This window comes from Haloferax sp. DFSO60, assembly GCF_046557615.1.
GTDB lineage: Archaea > Halobacteriota > Halobacteria > Halobacteriales > Haloferacaceae > Haloferax.
Window position 1 is genome coordinate 846,636 of the sequence record NZ_JBKIII010000001.1, and the last position, 20,321, is coordinate 866,956.

At 60.6% G+C, this 20,321-nt stretch carries 21 protein-coding genes; 11 read left to right on the plus strand and 10 right to left on the minus strand.

Going from position 1 to position 20,321, the window contains the following annotated elements; translation table 11 throughout:
- The first annotated feature begins 44 nt into the window (after positions 1 to 44).
- The 3 genes from ACK509_RS04445 to ACK509_RS04455 are packed head-to-tail and all read left to right on the plus strand — an operon-like array spanning position 45 to position 3,605.
- Positions 45 to 1,991, plus strand: a complete 1,947-nt coding sequence (locus ACK509_RS04445; RefSeq protein WP_410765285.1) for a NosD domain-containing protein — start codon at positions 45 to 47, stop codon at positions 1,989 to 1,991.
- A complete protein-coding gene (locus tag ACK509_RS04450) occupies positions 1,984 to 2,808 on the plus strand; it encodes an ABC transporter ATP-binding protein (RefSeq protein WP_410765286.1) in 825 nt (274 codons plus the stop codon). Before ACK509_RS04445 ends, ACK509_RS04450 begins: the two co-directional genes overlap by 8 nt.
- On the plus strand, positions 2,805 to 3,605 hold the full coding sequence (locus ACK509_RS04455; RefSeq protein WP_410765287.1) for an ABC transporter permease subunit: 801 nt from the start codon (positions 2,805 to 2,807) through the stop codon (positions 3,603 to 3,605). The genes ACK509_RS04450 and ACK509_RS04455 overlap by 4 nt, the downstream gene beginning before the upstream one ends.
- A 31-nt stretch (positions 3,606 to 3,636) precedes the next feature.
- Here ACK509_RS04455 and ACK509_RS04460 read toward each other — a convergent pair whose 3' ends face one another.
- The gene (locus ACK509_RS04460; RefSeq protein ID WP_410765288.1) at positions 3,637 to 4,281 is read right to left on the minus strand and encodes a ferredoxin--NADP reductase; all 645 of its coding nucleotides are present in this window, start codon (positions 4,279 to 4,281) and stop codon (positions 3,637 to 3,639) included.
- Positions 4,282 to 4,565: 284 nt separating this feature from the next.
- On the opposite strand from ACK509_RS04460, the gene ACK509_RS04465 reads away from it, so the two are divergent.
- A complete protein-coding gene (locus ACK509_RS04465; protein ID WP_410765289.1) occupies positions 4,566 to 6,323 on the plus strand; it encodes a 2-oxoacid:acceptor oxidoreductase subunit alpha in 1,758 nt (585 codons plus the stop codon).
- Positions 6,320 to 7,183 carry a 2-oxoacid:ferredoxin oxidoreductase subunit beta gene (locus tag ACK509_RS04470; RefSeq protein ID WP_410765290.1) on the plus strand — a complete coding sequence of 288 codons (864 nt, stop codon included), beginning with the start codon at positions 6,320 to 6,322 and terminating at the stop codon, positions 7,181 to 7,183. Before ACK509_RS04465 ends, ACK509_RS04470 begins: the two co-directional genes overlap by 4 nt.
- A gap of 17 nt (positions 7,184 to 7,200) precedes the next feature.
- On the opposite strand, the gene ACK509_RS04475 is transcribed toward ACK509_RS04470, so the two are convergent.
- Positions 7,201 to 7,887, minus strand: coding sequence for a DUF6517 family protein (locus tag ACK509_RS04475; protein WP_410765291.1), 687 nt, complete (start codon positions 7,885 to 7,887; stop codon positions 7,201 to 7,203).
- 181 nt (positions 7,888 to 8,068) lie between these two features.
- Here ACK509_RS04475 and ACK509_RS04480 point away from each other — a divergent pair, with 181 nt between their 5' ends.
- Both ACK509_RS04480 and ACK509_RS04485 read left to right on the plus strand, forming a co-directional pair.
- A complete protein-coding gene (locus ACK509_RS04480; RefSeq protein ID WP_410766249.1) occupies positions 8,069 to 8,851 on the plus strand; it encodes an aldo/keto reductase in 783 nt (260 codons plus the stop codon).
- Positions 8,852 to 8,955: 104 nt separating this feature from the next.
- Positions 8,956 to 9,147: a hypothetical protein gene (locus tag ACK509_RS04485; RefSeq protein WP_410765292.1), complete on the plus strand. Its 192-nt coding sequence runs from the start codon at positions 8,956 to 8,958 to the stop codon at positions 9,145 to 9,147.
- A 7-nt stretch (positions 9,148 to 9,154) separates the two neighbouring features.
- Here the strand turns inward: ACK509_RS04485 and ACK509_RS04490 are convergent, their stop codons facing one another.
- The 3 genes from ACK509_RS04490 to ACK509_RS04500 form a co-directional block, all read right to left on the minus strand.
- Positions 9,155 to 10,279: a DUF373 family protein gene (locus ACK509_RS04490; RefSeq protein ID WP_410765293.1), complete on the minus strand. Its 1,125-nt coding sequence runs from the start codon at positions 10,277 to 10,279 to the stop codon at positions 9,155 to 9,157.
- Between the two features lie 56 nt (positions 10,280 to 10,335).
- Positions 10,336 to 11,337 (minus strand): signal peptide peptidase SppA, encoded by a 1,002-nt coding sequence (gene sppA, locus ACK509_RS04495; RefSeq protein WP_410765294.1) that lies wholly within the window; start codon positions 11,335 to 11,337, stop codon positions 10,336 to 10,338.
- A 90-nt stretch (positions 11,338 to 11,427) separates the two neighbouring features.
- Complete coding sequence (locus ACK509_RS04500; protein ID WP_410765295.1) at positions 11,428 to 12,351, minus strand: coiled-coil protein; 924 nt, start codon at positions 12,349 to 12,351, stop codon at positions 11,428 to 11,430.
- A 299-nt stretch (positions 12,352 to 12,650) separates the two neighbouring features.
- Between ACK509_RS04500 and ACK509_RS04505 the strand changes: the two genes are divergently transcribed.
- Together ACK509_RS04505 and ACK509_RS04510 are read left to right on the plus strand one after the other, a co-directional pair.
- Positions 12,651 to 13,085, plus strand: coding sequence for a DUF371 domain-containing protein (locus ACK509_RS04505; RefSeq protein WP_410765296.1), 435 nt, complete (start codon positions 12,651 to 12,653; stop codon positions 13,083 to 13,085).
- A 42-nt stretch (positions 13,086 to 13,127) separates the two neighbouring features.
- Positions 13,128 to 13,982: an endonuclease III domain-containing protein gene (locus tag ACK509_RS04510; protein ID WP_410765297.1), complete on the plus strand. Its 855-nt coding sequence runs from the start codon at positions 13,128 to 13,130 to the stop codon at positions 13,980 to 13,982.
- A gap of 1 nt (position 13,983) precedes the next feature.
- Here the strand turns inward: ACK509_RS04510 and ACK509_RS04515 are convergent, their stop codons facing one another.
- The 4 genes from ACK509_RS04515 to ACK509_RS04530 all read right to left on the minus strand — a co-directional run bounded on the left by ACK509_RS04515 (position 13,984) and on the right by ACK509_RS04530 (position 17,339).
- A complete protein-coding gene (locus ACK509_RS04515) occupies positions 13,984 to 14,409 on the minus strand; it encodes a hypothetical protein (protein WP_410765298.1) in 426 nt (141 codons plus the stop codon).
- A 63-nt stretch (positions 14,410 to 14,472) separates the two neighbouring features.
- Entirely contained in the window at positions 14,473 to 14,856 is a 384-nt protein-coding gene (locus ACK509_RS04520; RefSeq protein WP_410765299.1) for a methylglyoxal synthase, read from the minus strand.
- A 61-nt stretch (positions 14,857 to 14,917) separates the two neighbouring features.
- Entirely contained in the window at positions 14,918 to 15,349 is a 432-nt protein-coding gene (locus tag ACK509_RS04525; RefSeq protein WP_410765300.1) for a type IV pilin, read from the minus strand.
- Between the two features lie 67 nt (positions 15,350 to 15,416).
- Positions 15,417 to 17,339 (minus strand): beta-CASP ribonuclease aCPSF1, encoded by a 1,923-nt coding sequence (locus tag ACK509_RS04530; protein WP_410765301.1) that lies wholly within the window; start codon positions 17,337 to 17,339, stop codon positions 15,417 to 15,419.
- Between the two features lie 248 nt (positions 17,340 to 17,587).
- Between ACK509_RS04530 and ACK509_RS04535 the strand changes: the two genes are divergently transcribed.
- Complete coding sequence (locus tag ACK509_RS04535; protein WP_410765302.1) at positions 17,588 to 18,073, plus strand: hypothetical protein; 486 nt, start codon at positions 17,588 to 17,590, stop codon at positions 18,071 to 18,073.
- On the opposite strand, the gene ACK509_RS04540 is transcribed toward ACK509_RS04535, so the two are convergent.
- Positions 18,070 to 18,549: an HTH domain-containing protein gene (locus ACK509_RS04540; protein ID WP_410765303.1), complete on the minus strand. Its 480-nt coding sequence runs from the start codon at positions 18,547 to 18,549 to the stop codon at positions 18,070 to 18,072. The two genes, ACK509_RS04535 and ACK509_RS04540, sit on opposite strands and share 4 nt — an antisense overlap.
- A gap of 193 nt (positions 18,550 to 18,742) precedes the next feature.
- Here ACK509_RS04540 and proS point away from each other — a divergent pair, with 193 nt between their 5' ends.
- Positions 18,743 to 20,209 (plus strand): proline--tRNA ligase, encoded by a 1,467-nt coding sequence (proS, locus tag ACK509_RS04545; protein ID WP_410765304.1) that lies wholly within the window; start codon positions 18,743 to 18,745, stop codon positions 20,207 to 20,209.
- The last annotated feature ends 112 nt before the right edge of the window (positions 20,210 to 20,321 follow it).

The window sequence follows — 20,321 nt, forward strand, 5'->3', positions numbered from 1 at the left end:
CACATATCACCCCGTGGGTTCCTACACCTCGTGAATAGCAACAGATGGCGCTTCTCACGCAACGTGCGACGCGGTGGGTAACTGGCATCGTCGGACTCCTCGTCGTCCTCGCCAGTCTCTCGTTCGTCGTCCCCGCGTCCGGGTCGGTGTCGCCCGTGGAATTCGACGACACGATAAAGACCGGCGGCACCGCAGTAGACGTCCAACAGGCCGACGCAGACGGCTTCGAAGTCCCCGTCGCGCAGGTCCACTTCTCTCGATATCGCTACGTCATGGGCTACTACGACATCCAGACCGCCGCGGCAGATGTCCAATCACCCGAGAGCGCCCGGCAGTTCGGCGACCCGCTCGCCGTCTTCGTCACCGACTATGCACCAGTGACACCACTCGTCGGCGACGATGGTCATCTCCGAACCGAACACAATCGAGCGACTGGGTGGGTCAAAGCCGAGAACGCCGTTTTCGTCGTCGATTCCGGCGCACGCGTCGCTTCCGGGCCTATCGTCGTTCCCTTCTCGGAGCGCGCTTCCGCCCGCGAGTTCGCAAGCGAGTACGGCGGTGAAGTCGTTGGGTGGAACGCAGTCAAAAACCGGGCAGAGCGTTCGCTCCCGGCACGAACTGCGTCGTTCGAGTCTTCAGTCGAATCCCACCACACACTGGCAGACCAGACCGTCGCTGCGAGTGAACTGCTGTTCGACCGGCCCGTCTCGGTGGTCGTCGGAGAGGGCGCACCGACCATCGAATCGGCGGTCGAATCCGCACCCGCGAACACGACTGTCTACGTCCCGCCGGGAACCTACGAAGTCGATACGGTCGAACTGAATCGCTCGATTACGCTCCTGGGCGCAGGACCAGCAACCACACTCGTCGGTGACGGAAACGGCAGTGTCGTCCACGTCCGTGCCGAATCGGCCGCCGTCGGCAACCTCTCGATTTCGGGCGTCGGCGACGTCGGCACCCGTCGCGTCCAAGCCACCAACGAATCGGTGGATTGGGACACGCGAGTCACGCTCGCTTACGGCCGTGGTGACGCCGGAATCGTCTTCGACGCTGCGAACGATTCCGTGATTCGAGACGTTCGCATCGACACACCCACGAGCGGCATCATCGTCCGCGAGAGCCGAACGAGTATCTCGAATCTCACCGTGCAGGGCGCAGAGACACCCTCGGATGGATTTATGGGCGTCGTCCTCATCGGCCAGCCATCGGTGGTCCAGAACTCGACCTTCCTCGATGGCCGCGATGGCGTCTACACCCACCGCGCCGACGGGAGCGTCATCCGCGACAACCACATGGAGAGTGGCCGCTACGGCGTCCACGAGATGTACACCTCGGACACGCTCGTCGCCGACAACGTGGTTCGAGAGAACGAAATCGGCGTCATCATCATGACCCGCCCGGTCGGCAATCTCGTCGTTGGAAACGACGTTCGGGACTCCGGATTCGGCTTTATCCCCGCTGGAAGCGACACCTACGTGGCCGACAACGTATTCGCTCAGAACGAGTACGGCATGGACGTGAGCGGCGACCGGCAAGTGTACGTCCGAAACGTCGTCGCCGACAACGAAGTCGGGATTCGAGGAAGTTCGACGTTCCCCACGAACGTCGTCGTCCACAACGATATCGTCGGCAACGACGTGCGCGTCGAATCCGAACTCGGCCCGATGCGGACGTGGACCGCGAATGGCCACGGCAACTACTGGGGCGAACTCCCGCTCGCCGACTCCAACGGAGACGGGACATACGACCGGGCGTTCGAGCCGTCGAATCCGGTCGATGCAAACCTCGGCCGCGACCCCTCGGCGCTCGTCTTGTCTCGGTCGCCCGTGATGGACGCCCTGCGAACGATGCGCGACGAAATCGCCGGATTGCGTGGGTCTGGCGTGGTCGATACTGCCCCGAGAACGACACCAGTTCACACCGATATGGACAGACTACTCAACACGTCGGCGCGCGTTGACACGACGAACACAGAGAGTGCCGATGGCTAACCACGAACTTCACCAGACCGGACTGACCGATTCGACATCGACACTCGTCGCCGACAGCATCTCGCATCGGTTCGGCGACGTAGAAGTCCTCGATTCGGTTTCGCTGTCGGCCGAGCGCGGTGAAATCGTCGCTATCATCGGTCCAAACGGCTCTGGAAAGTCCACCCTCCTTCGATTCCTCGCCGGTGTCCGAACCCCGAATTCGGGGAGCATCACGCGCGAATCGACTGAAGGGCGGCAAGGTGGAGGAGGACGACAAGGTGGAAAAGGACGACAGGGTGGACGGCGGGTCGGGTACCTACCCCAACAACCCGAGTTCCGCGCCGGGTTCTGTCTTCGAGATACACTCGCCTTCTACGCGAAATTCGTCGAGGGCGCGGATATCGACGCGACGCTCGAACGAATCGGTCTCGCGGCGATTCGCGGCCAGCACACAGAGACACTCTCGGGTGGTCAAACACGCCTGCTCGGACTCGGCCAAGCACTCCTCGGCGACCCACCGCTCGTCGTCCTCGACGAACCCGCGAGCGGACTCGACCCCGAGATGGTCGAGCGTCTCTTCGCTATCGTCTCGGACATTGCAATGGATGGCCGGACCGTCGTTCTCTCGTCGCACAACCTCGACCCGGTCGAACGAATCGCAGACCGGGTTCTCGTCCTCTCGGAGGGCCGAATCGTCGCGGAGGGAACGCCGCAAGCGTTGGTCGAACAGAGCGGCGCGCCGAACCTCCAGACGGCATTCAAGTCGCTGGTCTCCGGGGACGAACCGGCGACTATCGAATCGAACTCGACCCCGGACGAGGTGGTCGAACAATGAGCGAGATGGACGACCTGTTCGCGGTGGCCGCCCGCGAGTTGCAGACGATGGCGCGAACGCCTGCGATGATTGCGCTCTCGGGGGCGTTCACGCTCACCATCGTCGCCGTCGCGGCCGCCGGGTCGGGGGCGCGCGGTGGGTTCGTTCCGCTCGTCCTCGACTTGCTTCCCTTCGTCGAACTCCTCTTGCCACTGCTCGCGTTCGCACTCTGCTATCGCGTCATCCTCGCTGACCGCGACCACGGCGAGATAGACGTGCTTCGAACCTTCGGCGTCTCCCGGTTGGCCTACGTCGGGGGTATCTACCTCGGGCGTGGGCTCACGCTCGTCACCGTCGTCGGCGTGTCGCTCGTCGCCGCCGGAGTGACCGTGCTGGTCTTATCGCCGCCCGCGCCGACGTTTCTCGCGCTCAACACGGCCGCCGACTCGCCGCTCGCCTTCGTGAGGTTCGGCGTCCTCGCAGTGCTGTTCGCACTCACCACTGCGGCGATTGCACTCGCCATCTCGGCGGCGGCGCGAACGACGCGGCAGGCACTCGCGGTCGCAATTGGTCTACTCGTCGTCTTCGTCGTCGGTATCGACGCCACGGCAATTGCGGGCGTCCTCTCGGGGACGTTCGGATTAGAGACTGCACCCGCGTTGCTCGCACTCAGCCCGAACGGGGCGTTTCGTACGCTCGTCTTCTCGCTCGCCGTCGATTCCGGATCATCCGCGTCGCCACTGCTCGCGCTCGTCGGGTTGTTCGCGTGGCTCGGTGGGAGTCTGCTTCTCGCGGTTGCGACTGCGTGGGACCGATAACCCGACGTCGCAGAAAATTGGGTGGTCGTGTTCAGCCGAAGTTTTCGACTTTTGCAGCGTCGGCGTCGCCACCGGCGGCTTCGAGGGCTTCGATTGCCGCCTCGACGAAGGAGGCGAAGCCGTAGACGAACACTTGCTCGCCGTCTGCACCGGTCAGGGCGTCGGAAACGGCGTCGGTGAGCGCCGAGTCGTCGTCAGCGATGACGACCGATGCGCCGTTGTCGGAGAGTGCGTTCAGTCGCTCTTCGTGTGCGGGCGCGTCGTCGATATAGACGACTGCGGCCTCGTTGGCGTCTGCGATGGCGGCTTCGGCGATTCCGACTGCGGGGCCGACACCGGGTCCACCGGCGAGGACGACGACGCGCTCGTCTGCGGCGTAGTAGCTATCTCCGAAGGGGCCGGTGAGCGTCAGTTCGTCACCCGCTTCGAGCGATTCGAGGTGTTTGCTGAACGGTCCGGCCTCGTCGGGGTCGATACCGACGGTCACTTCGAACGTCTCGGTGACGCTGGGCGACGAGAGTGTGTAGAAGCGCGCGTAGGACTCGCCGTCGAGTTCGGCACCGAGTTTGACGAACTGACCGGGTTCGGCCTCGAAACCGTCGGGCGTCTCGAACTCGATGGCAACCGTATCGGGTCCAACGTCGCGGACTGCGGCAACAGTCACAGATGCGTCCATACGGTGGGCTTTGTCGCACCCTCACAAGGGCCTTGCTTTCCCGTACTCTCATGCCGACACCGAATCTCGAAAAAGGAGCAATAATTTCCCCAAGCCCTCTCGCGGAATGAATAACTGGACGATTGTCCAATTCGCACATATTGTGTGTGCAATCGAAAATCACACAACACCATAATATACCGTTACACAGGCCGTATCACCCGATTTCGTTCACGTTTCGAATCAGTAAATGACACAAATTTTCAGAAGGCTTTTCACCCGGCTATGGGTACGATTCACTCAGCATGCCTGCGGACTTCAATTGGGCCATCGGTGGCGAGGCTGGCGATGGCATTGACTCCACGGGGAAGATTTTCGCTCAGGCACTGTCTCGGGCTGGACGACACGTGTTTACCTCCAAGGATTTCGCATCGCGAATCCGTGGCGGCTACACGGCGTACAAGGTCCGGACGGCTGTCGACCCCGTGCAAAGTGTCGTTGACCGTCTCGATGTTCTCATCGCACTCACACCACGTACTATCGAGGAAAACCTCGACGAGCTCCACGAGGGCTCGGTAATCATCTACGACGGCGACCGCTCTACGATGGCGGACGTCGAAATCCCTGAGGGGATGATTGGGCTGGACGTTCCCCTCAAAGCGCTCGCAGAGGAAGCGGGTGGGGCTATCATGCGCAACGTCGTCGCACTCGGCGCGGCGTGTGCAGTCGCGGACTTCCCCATCGAAAACCTCGACAGCGCACTCCAGAAACGCTTCGGCGGCAAGGGCGAAGCAATCGTGGAGAACAACAAGAAAGCGGCTCGCGCTGGGCGGGACTACGTGAACGAGGAGTTCGAAGTCGAACCGGACTACAACCTCGAAACCACGGATAACGACTACGTTCTTCTCAACGGTGACGAGGCAATCGGCATGGGCGCACTCGCCGCCGGATGCCGGTTCTACGCTGGCTACCCCATCACCCCGGCGACGAACGTGATGGAGTACCTCACCGGTCGTATCGAGCGCTACGGCGGTCACGTCGTCCAAGCAGAGGACGAACTCGCCGCGATCAACCTCGCACTCGGTGCCGCACGCGCCGGTGCGCGTTCGATGACCGCAACCTCCGGCCCGGGTATCGACCTGATGGCCGAGACGTTCGGTCTCATCGCAACCTCCGAAACTCCGCTCGTCATCGTGGACGTCATGCGTTCTGGTCCATCGACTGGGATGCCGACGAAGCAAGAACAGGGCGACCTGAACATGATGCTCTACGGCGGCCACGGCGAGATTCCACGCTTCGTCGTCACGCCGACGACCATCTCCGAATGTTTCTGGAAGACCGTCGAGGCGTTCAACCTCGCCGAGAAGTACCAGGTTCCGGTGTACGTCGGTGCGGACCTCGCACTCGCAGTCACCGAACAGACGTTCCCGCCTGAGGCGTTCGACATGGACGAAGTCGAAATCGACCGCGGCAAGGTCGTCGACGACGACTCCATCGAAGAATGGCTCGACGAGAAGGGTCGCTTCCAACCACACGCAATCACCGACGACGGTGTCAGCCCCCGCGCCTTCCCCGGCACGGAACAGGGCGCACACATGTCCACCGGCCTCGAACACGACGAACTCGGTCGTCGCTCCGAGGACAAGGGAATGCGCATCGAGCAGGTCGACAAGCGCAACCGCAAGGTGCAGACCGCAAAGGACACCGAGGACTTCTCGCCGCGCGAATTCGGCGACAGTGACTCCGACAAACTCGTCATCTCGTGGGGGTCGAACGAGGGCGCAATCATCGAGGCGATGGACTTCCTCGAAGAAGAGGGCGTCAACGTCCGTTTCCTCTCTGTCCCCTACATCTTCCCACGTCCGGACCTCTCGGATGCCATCGAATCGGCAGACGAAGTCGTCGTGGTCGAGTGTAACGCGACGGGACAGTTCGCCGATATCGTCGAACACGACACGCTGACGCGCGTCAAGCGCATCAACAAGTACAACGGCGTTCGATTCAAGGCCGACGAACTCGCAAAACAAATTAAGGCGACTATCGCCGAGGAGGGTTCCGCATGAGCTCAAACGTTCGCTTCACCGACTTCAAATCCGACAAACAACCGACCTGGTGTCCTGGCTGTGGGGACTTCGGGACGATGAACGGCATCATGAAAGCACTCGCCAACTCCGGCACCGACCCGGACAACACGTTCTTCGTGGCCGGTATCGGCTGTTCCGGCAAGATTGGGACGTACATGAACGCGTACGCCATCCACGGCGTCCACGGCCGTTCGCTCCCCGTCGCCGCCGGTGCAAAACTGGCGAACCCCGACCTGACCGTCGTCGCCGCCGGTGGTGACGGTGACGGGTACTCGATTGGTGCTGGTCACTTCATCCACGCCGTCCGCCGCAACGTCGATATGGCGTACGTCGTCATGGACAACCGCATCTACGGCCTGACCAAGGGTCAGGCGTCGCCGACCTCGCGCGAGGACTTCGAAACCTCGACGACGCCGGAAGGCCCCAAACAGCCTCCGGTCAACCCGATGGCACTCTCGCTCGCCGCAGGCGGGACGTTCATCGCGCAGTCGTTCGCAACGGACCACAAGCGCCACGCCGAAATCGTCCAGCAGGCTATCGAACACGACGGCTTCGGCTTCGTGAACGTCTTCAGTCCGTGTGTCACGTTCAACGACGTTGACACCTACGACTACTTCCGTGACAACCTCGTGGACCTCGCAGACACCGACCACGACCCAACGGACTACGAGGCCGCAAAGACGAAGATTCTCGACTCCTCGAAGGAGTACGAGGGCGTCATCTACAAAGACGAAGGCTCGACCTCCTACGAAGAGAAGTTCGGCGTCACCGAGAACATGTCCGAAATCGGCACCGGTGCGCCCGACGACGCGATGGACCTCGTCCGCGAGTTCTACTAACTCGCACCCTCGGTTTTCTATTCGTTTTCGACCGTTCCCGGATGTTCGACAGCACTCGCTAGCGCTGCTATCGTCTCGGCTTCACCCGAACCTGTACCCGTGAGCGCGAAGACGACGATGACGTCACCGTCGTGTTCGACGGTCGCAACGTGGATTCGAACAGTCGCTTCGCCGCCTTCGTACTGGACTTGCTCACCATCGACGGTTCGTTCACCGGGTTCGATGGTGACGGTTCCCTCGTAGGTGACGAGTTCAGTCTCGCGTTCGAGTATCGTCACGTCTTGTGACCCGACTTCGCGGATGTTGTTGAGTTCCGGCGCGTTCGCGGTCGACTGGGCTTGGGCGAAAAGCGAGAGACCGGTCGAGACGAGTTCGCGACTTCCGAGCGTGGCGAGTGGGTTCACCGACTGCCCGGCGACTTCGACGTTCGGCGACGAGATGACCGTTACCGCCGTCAACTCCGTCCCGTTCGACGGCCTCGAATAGCCCGAAATCCAGACGTTGGCCCGCACGTCACGTGACGCAGGACCAACGTTCACTTCCTGCGATATCGGCACTTCAGTCGTATTCCCGTGGATGTAACCGTGTGATTCGTATGCTGTGGCCGGAATCGTTGCAGGCTCTGCCGAGAGCGTCGTCGCTCCGCCGAGACAGCCAGCGAGGACGACGATTACGACGAGAGCGAGCGGTACTGTGGGTCGCATGGCATCTCTAACGCGCGCAGACGACATGACACGTTCGGTGAGAAACTCGAAGTTGAGAACGAATCGAGATTCGGCAGAGGCGGAAATTCACCCCTCTTTCGACACGCCTTTTCAACTCGGAACCCACGTGTCGCACATGACGAAACAGCTGTCTGCAGAGAGCGTACCGTCTGCGAACGGGATGCCCGTACTCGGTCTCGGCACGTGGGAGAATACGGACCCCGAAGACTGTGCAAATGCAGTGAAGACAGCACTGGAGATGGGCTATCGCCACATCGACACTGCCCAGATTTACGGCAACGAAGCAGAAGTCGGTGAAGGTCTCGCCGCCGCCGACGTCGACCGCGACGACATCTTCCTCGCAACCAAGGTCTGGATTGACGAACTCTCCTACGACGACGTTATCGAGAGTACCCGCGAGAGCCTCGACAAACTCGGCGTCGAATACGTGGACTTGCTCTACATCCACTGGCCAGCACGCGAGTACGAACCCGAAGAGACGCTCGATGCGTTCAACGAACTCGTCGAAGAAGGCCTCACGAAGCGCATCGGCATCTCGAACTTCGAACCCGACCAAGTTCGTGAAGCGGTCGAACTCTCCGATGCACCCATCTTTGCGAACCAAATCGAACTCCACCCACTGCTTCCGCAGGAAGAACTCCGCGATGCCTGCGCCGAGGAAGACGTCGAAATCGTCGCCTACTCTCCACTCGCCCGTGGCGAAGTGTTCAACGTCCCGACGCTCACCGAAATCGCCGAGAAACACGACGTGAGCGAAGCACAGGTGTCGCTCGCGTGGCTCCGTGAGAAAGGCGTAACCGCCATCCCGAAAGCGACGAGTGAAGGCCACATCCGCGACAACTGGGAGTCGCTCTCGCTCAAACTCGATGACGAAGATATCGACGCCATCGACACCATCGAGACGGTGGACCGCCGTGTCGACCCCGGCTTTGCGCCCTGGTAAGCAGAAGCCGCCCTCGAGCCTCACCATCACCACACGCTGATTTTTCGCGTTCGCCGCATTCGTTCGCCGTAACGGATTTCTTTACGCCGTCCCGACAGACGCGTATGGAATTTGACCTGACACGGACAGTCGCCCTGCTCGTCGCACTCGTCCTGCTCGGAACGCTCGCGCTCATCGGAATGGGATTCATGGCGACGGCGACGGTCTTGATGATGGTGACGCCCGCGATGCTCGTCTTCGGCGCGATTTGTCTCGCGCTCGGCATCAAGCACGGTGAGTACCGCGCAGCCAACTAATTCTAATCTAACTCTCGTTTCGCTGTTCGACTACGTCCTCGAACGTCTCGTTCGAGACGCTCGCCGAGATTCGAACACCGACGAGGCTGATGATGATACCGGCGGTGATGAACATCGCTAATCGCTGGACAGGAGAGAGTTCGACCTGGCCAAGCAACACGAGGTGGTCGAGAAAGCCTTGTCGTTCGAGCAGGTAGCCAGCAAAACCGCGGACGACTAATCCGATAGCGATGACACCGAACGGGAGGTTCATGTACGACGAGGGGACTCCCTCGCTTCCGATGAGTTCGTCGAGGAGGCGACCCGCGCTCGCGGTGAGTGCGGCGAGTGCGAGCCACGGAACGCTGTGGTAGACGAACAGCACCGACGGAACCAGCACGTCACCCTCCATCGCCGGGCCGCGGATTTCGAGTGCGCCGAGAAATATCCCGACGATTGCAAGCCCGGCAGCGACGGCGTAGGTAACGACCGAGACCTGCCCAGAGTACAGGGTGTCTCGAATCTGCTCTTGTGTTTCCGAGAGGAACTTGTCGATAGCCAATCCCTTGTAGAGAAAGACGGCACCGGCGAGTGCTGCAAGGCCTGCCAACGCAACCGCAGGCGTGAACTGGACGAGTAACAGCGGGAGGAGCAACAAACCGACGCCGAGCGGAACGAGAACCGTCGAACGAAGTTCTTCGTCCGCCAAGAACTGCTTGAGCAGGTAGTACGTCGATTCGATGTCGTGGGCTTGTCGAACGACCACTCGGTCTACGGCATCGACGCGGAGACGACTTTCGACGACGGGGACGAGTCGCTCGTCTTCTGCACTGTCGATGACGACGACGGCCGCCTCGGCATCGTAAGTTGCAACGAGGTCGTCGAGTTGGAGCGCGACCGACCGGTCGAGACCGACCGTCGTATCGCTCGTCCCCGAGATGACGGCGACTTCCGCATCTTCGCGCTCGTCGCGGAGTTCACGAGTCACGCGAAGGGCTTCGAGTAAACAGTTGACGCTCGAGTCCTCTGGGTCAGACAGACCGACTTCGGTGACGAGCGAGCGGACGGCCTCCCAGCCAACGACCGGCATCGAAAGGCCAGTCTTCCGACTGATGTCGTTCGTCCGGTCGACACAGAGAACGAGCGTTGTCACGACGCGACAAAACGCAGGCGTGAGGTAAAAACCCCCTCGGTTGTCGAACTCTGGTCTTAGAATCGAAACCGCAGGCCATCGGTGTTCTCGAGCGACGAAGAGAGACCCGCACCGAACGCGTAAGTGAGGTATTGCGCACTGCCGCGCAGTCGTGCGGCGAGTCGGCGGTGTGGGGTGAACTCGCGCACCTGAACTTCGTCGCGGCCGAGGAGTTCGGCGACGCGGGCTTCCACGTCATCTCTGGTCCCGAGGTGGTCCACGAGGCCGAGGTCGTACGCATCGACGCCGAGATACACACGGGCTTCCGTCTCACGAATAGCCTGTGGGTCCATCTCTCTGCCGTCGGCGACGCGCTCGACGAAGTGGTCGTAGTAGTCGTCGATGAGTCCCTGAAGGTACTCGCGTTCGTCGCTCGATGGCTCTTTCAGCACGTTGCCTGCGTCTTTGTACTTCCCTGCGGCGAATCGTTCGTAGGTGATTCCGAGTCGTTCGGCCAGTCCAGCGGCGTTAACCGACGAACCAATGACGCCAATCGACCCGACGACGCTCGTATCGTGTGCCCAGAGTTCGTCGCACCCGCTGGCAATCCAGTAGCCACCGGAGGCGCACACGTCGGTTGCGTACGCGACAGTCGGGCCGTCGAACTCCATCGCCGCGCGGCGAATGTCGTCGCTCGGGAGAACCTCTCCGCCCGGTGTGTTGAGTTTGAGGATGAGCGCCTCCGCGTTCGAATCGTCCGTGGCGGCGTGAATCTGCTCGACGATGTCATCGGAGGGCGTACCGCCGCCTCGCCCGGGAATCGGCGGGCCGTCACCATCGCGAGAGATTGGGCCTTCGACGGCGACTTCCGCAACGTCGTATTCTGGATAGATTGACCCGGCGACTCGTCCAGCGAGTCGAACGCCGATGATAATCGTGACGATGACGAGGAGGATGCCGAGCAGGTCGGCCAGCGTGTCGGGGACGCTGTAGAACAGAATCCAGCCGACGACTGCAGCGAGGACTGCACCCACGAGGACGATGCCGATGCGGAGCGCTCTGGTTAGTTGACTAGTCATAGTAACTCACTCATAGCCGTCGCTCGGGGCGCAGTCAGCATAAAAATACAATGTCGCAACTGCGACAAAGAGAGAAAACCGGATTCGGACTTAGAGAAGACCCGCCTTCTGGAGCTTCATCAGGTCCTCGGTATCGAGCGTCTCGCCTTCCTTGAACTTCTGGTAAATCTCCTCTGCTTCGGCCTTTGCGGCCTCGCGCTGTTCTGCGCGGGAGTCCTTGCGCTGGCGCTCTTCCTTCTTGTCGAGTTCGCGGAGGCGCTTCTGGACGCGGACGAAGTCCTCGTGGTGACGGTCTGCGGCTTCTTGGGCTTCGACGAAGAGTTCGTGCATCTCGTCGGCCTTGTCGCGGATGTCGTCGGCCTCGCGGTATGCCTCGATCATGAGGTTGTGGTGTTCCTGGGCTTCGTCTGCCAGCTCGGTCACCTTCTGGTGGTGCTGGGACGCCTCGGAACGGACCTCTTCTGCCTCGTCGATGAGTTCTTCGAGGTCACCGCTTTCTTCGACTTTCTCCTTTTTTCCGCGGAGTTCGTCGCGCTTTTTCTCGATTTTCTCGATGAGTTCGCGCTCATCTTCGGTCGAGAGAACTTCAGTTTGCTGACGGAATTCGAGCTGCTCGATTTCCTCTTTGAGTTCGTCGATGTCCTTGCCATCGTCGAGTTCGAGGTCGCTCTTCATCGCATCGACCTCGTCAAAGAGTTCGTTGGCCTTCGCGTTGAGTTCGTTGCGCAGGTTCTTGTGTTCCTGCACAGCCGAGTTCATCTCGTCGCGCTGCTCGCGGTGCTTCTGTGCTTCATCGACCTTCTCGCGTGTCTCTGCGTTGAGGTCGTCGCGCTTGGATGCGCGCTCAGAAGCCATCTGGTTCAGCTCGTTGCGGCGGTCGCGGAGCTGTCCTGCGAGTTTGATTAGTTCGCCCTTAGAGCCACTTTCCAGCTTCTCGTCTGGGAGGTCAACATTTCGGTCATCGTCGAGTTTCTGTACGTCGAATTCTTCTAGCACTTCCTGCTTCGTTACCATTCGTGATCAAGCCTCGATACCATCACCACTCCAAGCGTAGCGGCGGCTATATGATTGCAACCGACCGTGGATAAGAAATTCCCGATCATTCTGCGTGCGATGCCACCGAAACGCCGGAGGCGTTCAGGTACTTTAGCATACAAGCGTCCCAGTAATAAGTACTTCGGTGCCAAAACGGGTGAAAACCGTTACCACGCCGCTCCTAACAGCCATATACGCCATGTTACCAATTAACATATTTGTATTTAAACGAGCGTGAAACCGAGGGGGATAAACGGTCGCTACGCTGAGTTTGTCGCATGCAAGAAGTCATTCGCGCGCGCGGTCACGAACACGTCTCCGCGAAGCACGCGAGTACGTTCGAGGTGACGAGCGACGACTGGCTCACGCCCGCGGGCGATTGTATCCTCGCTATCGACGCAGACCGAACCCCTGCTGACTTCGGCGAGGCGTTCGTCGAGGCCTGCCAGTCCCACGAGGCGACGCTCGAAGCGACGATTACCGTCTCGAACGGCGACGAAACGTACGAGCAGTCCGTCGTCGGCCGCGGTCATCCCGACCTGACGTTCGAAGGCGACCGAAGTATCGTCCTCCGAACGAGCGACTACACCGACGACCGAACCGGCATGGTCGGCGCAGAACACGCCGCCGACGGCTTCGACCGCGACCTCGTGGCCGCGCTCACTGGGGGTGGCGACGTGACGTTCACGCTCAGCGTCGAACCTGGCGAATAGGCTCACGGCGACGTTTTTCTCTCTTCGGTCACAAGACCGCCTATGCCCGAAGAGCCGTCTGAGAACATCAGCGGCGGTCCCAGCGGTGGCGGCCGCGACGTCGTCTTCGACCCTGAAGACGAGATGAGTGCAACCCGCGCCGCCGTCGTCGTTGACCGCCTTGGGGACATGTACTGGCGGAAAGCCTACGGCGGACAGGGTGGCTTCGAATGTCTCGTCCGAACGATTCTCAGTCAGAACACGAGCGACAAGGCGAGTCAACCCGCACACGACGAGTTGATGGCGCAGTTTTCGGGAAGTGCGGGACATCGTTCCGCAGAGAATTCGAGCGGGCATCGCCCGCGAGAACAAGACCTCGCCGAATCGCTCGCCGCCGCCGACCGCGCATTACTCATCGACGCCATCCGAAGCGCCGGACTCTACAATCAGAAGTCGAAGCTCATCATCGGAGTCGCCGAGGACGTGCTGGCCGACTTCGGGAGCGAGACTGACTTTGATACGTACGTGCGCGAAGAAGACCCGGAGACTGTCCGTGACCGACTCTTGGAGATGAAGGGTGTCGGCCCGAAGACGGCCGATTGCGTCCTTCTCTTCGCGGGCGGGCGCGATGGTGTCTTTCCCGTCGATACCCACGTCCACCGAATTTCACGCCGTATCGGACTTGCACCCCCGGATGCCGACCACGAAGAAGTTCGGGAATACTTAGAGCGTGATGTTCCCGCTGAGAAGTGTGGCTTCGGGCATACAGCGATGATACAATTTGGGCGTGAATTCTGCACCGCGAGAAAGCCGGTGTGCTTGGATGACGAAGAAGCGTGTCCGATGGTGGATATCTGTGAGAAAGTCGGCGTCGATATCGAATCTCAGTCAGTCGTAGACCCTGCTGAAGCCAACTAACCTAACACTGCTTCGTCCGCACGCCACCAACCGGCGAGTCGTCGCTGTAACTCGATTCGACACCAGTCCCGGCGAACATCGGCAGGTCCATCGAAAAGTTCGAGACGATGCTAAAGCGAGCAAAGGGGTTCGAGAGGAAGTGTCTGAGCGGGCCAACACCGTCGAACGAGACGCCTGCGCGGAGTTGGATGATAGACTGGTTCCCTATCGTACCGTGGGCCTCCATGCCGAAACCACCCTCACCGCCGAGGTTTTCGAACAGCGAGAGGAACACCACGAGGTCGATACCCGCGCCGTTGCCGCCGATATCGAACTGGTGGCCCTCACCTGCGAAACACGGCGAAGTCTGCGTCGCAGCCGCGGCGGGGCTCGAAACGACGAGAATGATAATAACGAGTATCGCAGAGACACGCATCACAACGTCCATACGTGTCTTACGCTGCACAGTTGCTTAAGATTCCGTGACAGTTATCGACATTGAGAGTTCCGGCTACTCCCCGACGTCGAGTTGGTCACAGAGTTCGTCGAGAACTGCATCGGCACTGGCGAGGTTGGTCGCGAGTGGTGTCTGATGAACGTCGCACAGACGAAGCAGTGCCGAGATATCGGGTTCGTGTGGTTGGGCGGTCAGTGGGTCGCGCAGGAAGATGACGCCGTCACAGGTCTCGTCGGCAATCTCCGCGCCGATTTGCATGTCGCCGCCGAGCGGGCCCGACTGCTTGCGTTCGATATCGAGTCCCGTCGCGTCGATGAGTCGCTGTCCGGTCGTCCCGGTGGCCATGAGTTCGAAGCGTTCGAGGTCGGCTTTTCGCTCCTGTGCGAACTCGATGAGTTCGGGCTTTTTCTCGTCGTGGGCGATGAGTGCGAGACGCATAGGTGAGAGTCATTCGACAGTTACCATGAATCTTCGCCCAAGACGAGAGACTAGGTAGGCGTTATGCGGTGAAGCGCCCAATCGGTTCGCGCTCTCCGCCACCGATGTAAACGAGTTCGACCGTCTCACCGCTCGCAACCTCGAACGAAACCGAATCGCCCGGGTCGACGACACCGTCTTCCCCGGATAGTGAGCCCCACGACTGTTCTGCACCGCCAGCGACGACGAGTACCTCGTCGGCCGCAAACGTGTCACCGCCAGCGTGTTCGACCGTCGCCGTTCCGTCGCCGGAGCCAAACTGGAACGAGACGGCGGGGGCGGAACTCACCTGCTCCCCAGAAGGATTCACTTGTTCCCCAGAGCTGAGGACGAACGTGCCGGGGATTCCGGCGAAGATAACTGTGCCAATGATGGCGAGGACCAGTCCTGCGACGACGATTGCAACGAGGCCAAGTAGGAACGCACCATCGGGCTTTCGAGAGAGAATATCCATCAGCCACCTATCGGCACGGTGTCATTTAAAACAATACGACAGAATCGGTGGTGATGCGAGAAACCCGTTACTTGAACCGGAACGTTTCGAGGTTCTTCGGCGCGAACGTCCGCATGTTGTAGTTGTGGTAGAGTGCCGACGAGAGGTCCTGCACAGAGCGTTCGTCACCGTGGACACACAGCACCTTCTCGGGACGTGGGTTCATCGTCTTGACGAAGTTTTCGAGCCCTTCGCGGTCGGCGTGGCCGGAGAAGCCATCGACCGTCTCGACGTCCATCTTGAGCTGAAGCGTGCTGGAGCGGCCAACGTCGTTGGGGTCGCTGACGGGGATTTCGTCCCAGCCAGTCTGGATGCGGCGACCGAGCGTTCCCTGGGCCTGGTAGCCGACGAAGACGAGACGGGATTTCGGGTCGGGGCCGATGTGGCGAAGCCACGACATGATGGGGCCGCCGGTGACCATCCCTGAGGTGGAGATGATGATACACTGGTCGCCGTCGGCGACGTCTTGGCGCTCTTCTTCGCCGCCGTCGATGTGGTTGAACTGCTCAGCGAGGAAGGGGTTCTCGTCGTCGTGGAAGATGCGGTCACGCAGGTCGTCGCGGAGGTACTCGGGGTAGGTCGTGTGAATCGCAGTTGCTTCCCAAATCATCCCGTCGAGGTGGACGGGCATCTCCGGAATCTTTCCCGAGCGCATGGCCTCTTCGAGGACGAGCATAATCTCCTGCGAGCGACCGACTGCGAACGCCGGAATGACGATTTTGCCGCCCTTGTTGTAGGTCTCTTTGATGACTTCGAGCAGGCGTTCTTCGGAGTCCGCCTGGTCGGTCTGGTAGTCGTTGCGGCCACCGTAGGTCGATTCGAGGACGAGCGTTTCGACGCGCGGGAAGTCGTTGACCGCGCCGTTGAACAGGCGAGTGTCCTTGTAGTGAATGTCGCCGGAGAACGCGACGTTGTAGAGACCGTCGCCGATGTGGAAGTGCGAGACAGCAGAGCCGAGAATGTGGCCTGCGTTGTGGAACGTGAGTTTCACGTCGGGGGCGATGTCGGTCACGTCGCCGAATTCGAGCGGGATGGTGTGCTTGATCGCCTCACGAACCATCTCGGACTCGTACGGCGGTGCGCGGCCCTCTTTCGAGGCAACGTCGAGGTAGTCGAGTGTGAGCAGTCCCATCAGGTCGCGGGTCGGCTCAGTCGTGTAAATCGGACCGTCGTACCCGTACTTGAACAGCAGTGGGATGAGCGCGGAGTGGTCGAGGTGAGCGTGCGTGAGAACGACTGCGTCGAGCGAGTTCGCACCCGAACCGAGTGCTTCGGGGACTTGGAGGTACGGCACGTCGTCGGAACCGGGCTTGTCACCACAGTCGATGAGAATTCGCGTATCGGGCGTCGAGAGAATGAACGATGCGCGACCGACTTCACGACAGCATCCGAGCGTCGTGATTCGGACCCACTCGTCGTTCGAGAGCGATTCGCGGTGAATCTGACGACCGGTGCGTTCGAGGATGCGGCGTCGGTCCTCGCGTTCTTGCTTCAGGAAGTTACGGACGTTAGAAACAGTAGACGATTCGATAGGCGGCGTTCGGACGACTTCGGGCGTCCAGCCGACTTCTTGGGTGATTTGGCGGAGTGTCGAACCGTGGCGGCCGATGACCATACCCGGTTTCGACGCTTCGATGACGACTTCTCCCGTGTCGGCGTGGAAATCGAGGTCCGTCACGCCCGCTTCCTCGGGGATGACGTCCATGATTTGAGGTTCGGCTTCGCGCGGGTCCGAAAGTACGTCGGGGTCGGGGCGAACCGTGATTCGCTTTCTGAGCTTACTCGCCAGTTTTCGAATCAGGTCGCCGTTCTTGGCGAACTTCTTTGGGTCACGTGTATAAACGACGAGTTCGGGACCCTCGTACTTGACATCGGAAACGGAGATGTCACGTGGGAGTTCGGTCGTAATCTCTGCTTTCAAATTCTCGAGTTGCTTATCTACGGAGCTCATAGTTACGAGCGACCCGCGCGGTCAAATGCCCGCGAGTCTCGGGGGCCGCTGCCTCAGAGGTGCTACCGATAGTCGGACCCAACAGCATGGTGTCCACTTCGGTCAACTGCGGAGAGAGCATAGTGAACTGAATACAGTGGTATCTCTGCGCGGGAAGAGGCAGGGGAAAACCCGCTTATTCGATTCTACCACACCTTTACTATAAAACCCTTCGCAAAATCGAAGGACTCCGGTCTCCAAGAGGGTGCATGAAGCTCACGCCAGCGGCCGTTTCCGAGGAACACCAGTGGGTCTCCGACCGTGCCGACAGAATCGCCCTGCTCATCAACGAGACGCGGGCGAAACTCGGCGAGCTGTTCGATACGACTGTGGACCCCGTGGACGAGGCGATGGTCAAAGCAGAGGCCGATACGGTCTTTGCTCGCGGCGAGGTCGGCGTCAACGTCGCCGCCTACGTTCGGATTCTCCGCGACCTCGACGTCGAAGACGACTACCCTGGGTTCGTCGTCGATGAAGTCCTTGGACGCGAACTCGCCTCGACGATTGCCGGTGGCGACCCGCTCGGCCTCTTGGCGCAAGCGACGTTCCACTTCGCAGATGTCGCCGTCCACACGGACGGCCCTGCCGGACTCGACGATTTAGATGCCGCACTCGCCGCAGGGTTCCAAACGCGACTGCCCGGGTGGTCGTGGCGTGAACGAGAATGTCCGTTCGATAGTCCGCCAAAAAATTAGGATTCGACAGAGAGTGTGGTACTCGCCTCCCGCCGAGTACACTCGTCGTCGAGTTCGCACAGTCGGTCGTGAAGCGTGCCAACCCCCTCCTCACACGCAGTGACCGTCGTGAGAACCCCATCTTCGTATTCGGCCATCACGGCCCGTGGAACCCGGCGCGTCATTCGTTCGGGCCCCATCCGCCCGACGCCACGAACGACGAGGTCGCCCAACCCCGAAAGTGGCTTGCCGTGCATCACGGCCCAACGCGCGTACGCATCGAGATGTTCTCGAATGCGTTGCTCACGGTACGAGAGATTTCCGGAGAGGTCGACGAACCTGCTCCACGTTTCGACCGAGTAGTGGTCTATCAACCCTCGGTGCACGTACTCGTCGAGTGTGTTCAATACGGGTTCGAACTCGCTGTGTTCGCCGTCGAGAATCCACAGTTGGATTCGAAGAGAGGGACGTGTCTGTCGTGGGCGTTCATCACTCACCCCTATGTCAGTTGCTAGCACGCATATCACCCGGTCGAGAGTACGATAGCTCGTAGTATCAACTAGTCGTTCATCAGCCTCACCGACAGTCCCCACCGAAAACAAATACCACCGACACGAACAGCACAGTCGAAGCAGTGGGGTGGCCGTCCCTTCGGGGTGTTTAAGGGTGCGCTGAGGCAAACGAATTCCAATGAGCGACGAGCAGGAACTCGGCATCACCGAGTCGAAAGAGTACAACACGGGTGAGTGGTACGCCGAAGTCGTCCAAAAGGCAGGCCTCGCGAACTACGGTCCCGAGGGCATGAGCGGCTTTATCGTCACGCGCCCGCGCGGCTATGCCCTGTGGGAGTCCGTCCAGAACTACCTCGACGGCGAGTTCAAGAAGACGGGCGTCCAGAACGCGTACTTCCCGCTTCTCATCCCCGAGAGCTACCTCGAACGTGAGAAGGACATCGTCGAAGGGTTCGACCCCGAGGTCGCGTGGGTCACCCACGGCGGGCATAACGAACTCGAAGAGCGACTGGCAGTCCGGCCAACCTCTGAATCTATCATCGCACCGTACATGGCGCAATGGGTCCGCAGCCACCGCGACCTGCCGCTTCGCGTCAACCAGTGGGCGTCTGTCGTCCGATGGGAAGCCACCGAGACGAAGCCATTCTTCCGCACGAAGGAGTTCCTCTGGCAGGAAGGCCACACCGCCCACGCGACGCGCGACGACGCGTGGAGCGAGACGATGACGCGCCTCTCGCAGTACCAATCGCTGTACGAAGACGTACTGGCGATTCCGGTCCTGCGCGGCGCAAAGCCCGACCACGACAAGTTCCCCGGCGCGGACACGACGACGACGGTCGAAGCACTCATGCCAGACGGCAAGTCCGTCCAGGCAGGGACGTCGCACTACCTTGGAACTTCGTTCGCCCAAGCGTTCGACATCACCTACACCGACGAGGACGAAGAGGATATTCCAGCCCACACGACCTCGTGGGGTCTCTCGTGGCGCTCGCTCGGGGCACTCATCATGACTCACTCTGACGACCAAGGTCTCGTGCTTCCCCCGACGGTCGCTCCCGAACAGGTCGTCATCGTCCCCATCTGGCAGGCAGATACGCAGGAGAAAGTCCTCGACTACGCCGAAGGAATCGCCGAAGACCTCGAAGAGGCAGGCGTCCGCGTCGAACTCGACGACCGCGACGAGCGCAACCCCGGCTTCAAGTTCAACGAGTGGGAACTCAAGGGCGTTCCTGTCCGCTTCGAAATCGGCCCCAACGAAGTCGATGACGAGGTTATCACCGTCGTCCACCGACCCGACGGCGAATCGGTCGAAGTCGCCCGCGACGACATCGCAGAGGCCGTCTTCGACCAGTTCGACGAAGTGTACGCCAAACTCTACGCCGCCGCCGAAGACAACCTCGAATCCAACGTCCGCGAGGCGTCCTCGCGCAACGAGATTCTCGGCACAATCGGCCAGCACGGTGGCTACGTGAAAGCGCCGTGGTGCGGTGCCGAATCCTGTGAAGAAGAGATTAAAGAACAGATTTCGGCGGAAATCGTCATGGTCCCACTCGACGACGAAGACGCAGAGATTCACGACGGCGAAGACTGCGCCATCTGTGGCGACGGCGCCGAAGAGACGGCGTACTTCGCAAAGTCGTACTAGGACGGTTCGACCTACCGCCCGCTGGCGGTTATTCACGATTTTTCATCTATTTCGTTGCCCGTCGAAGGGAAGTCGTGCTAGATACTAACAGTGCATAGTACCTTATATGTGA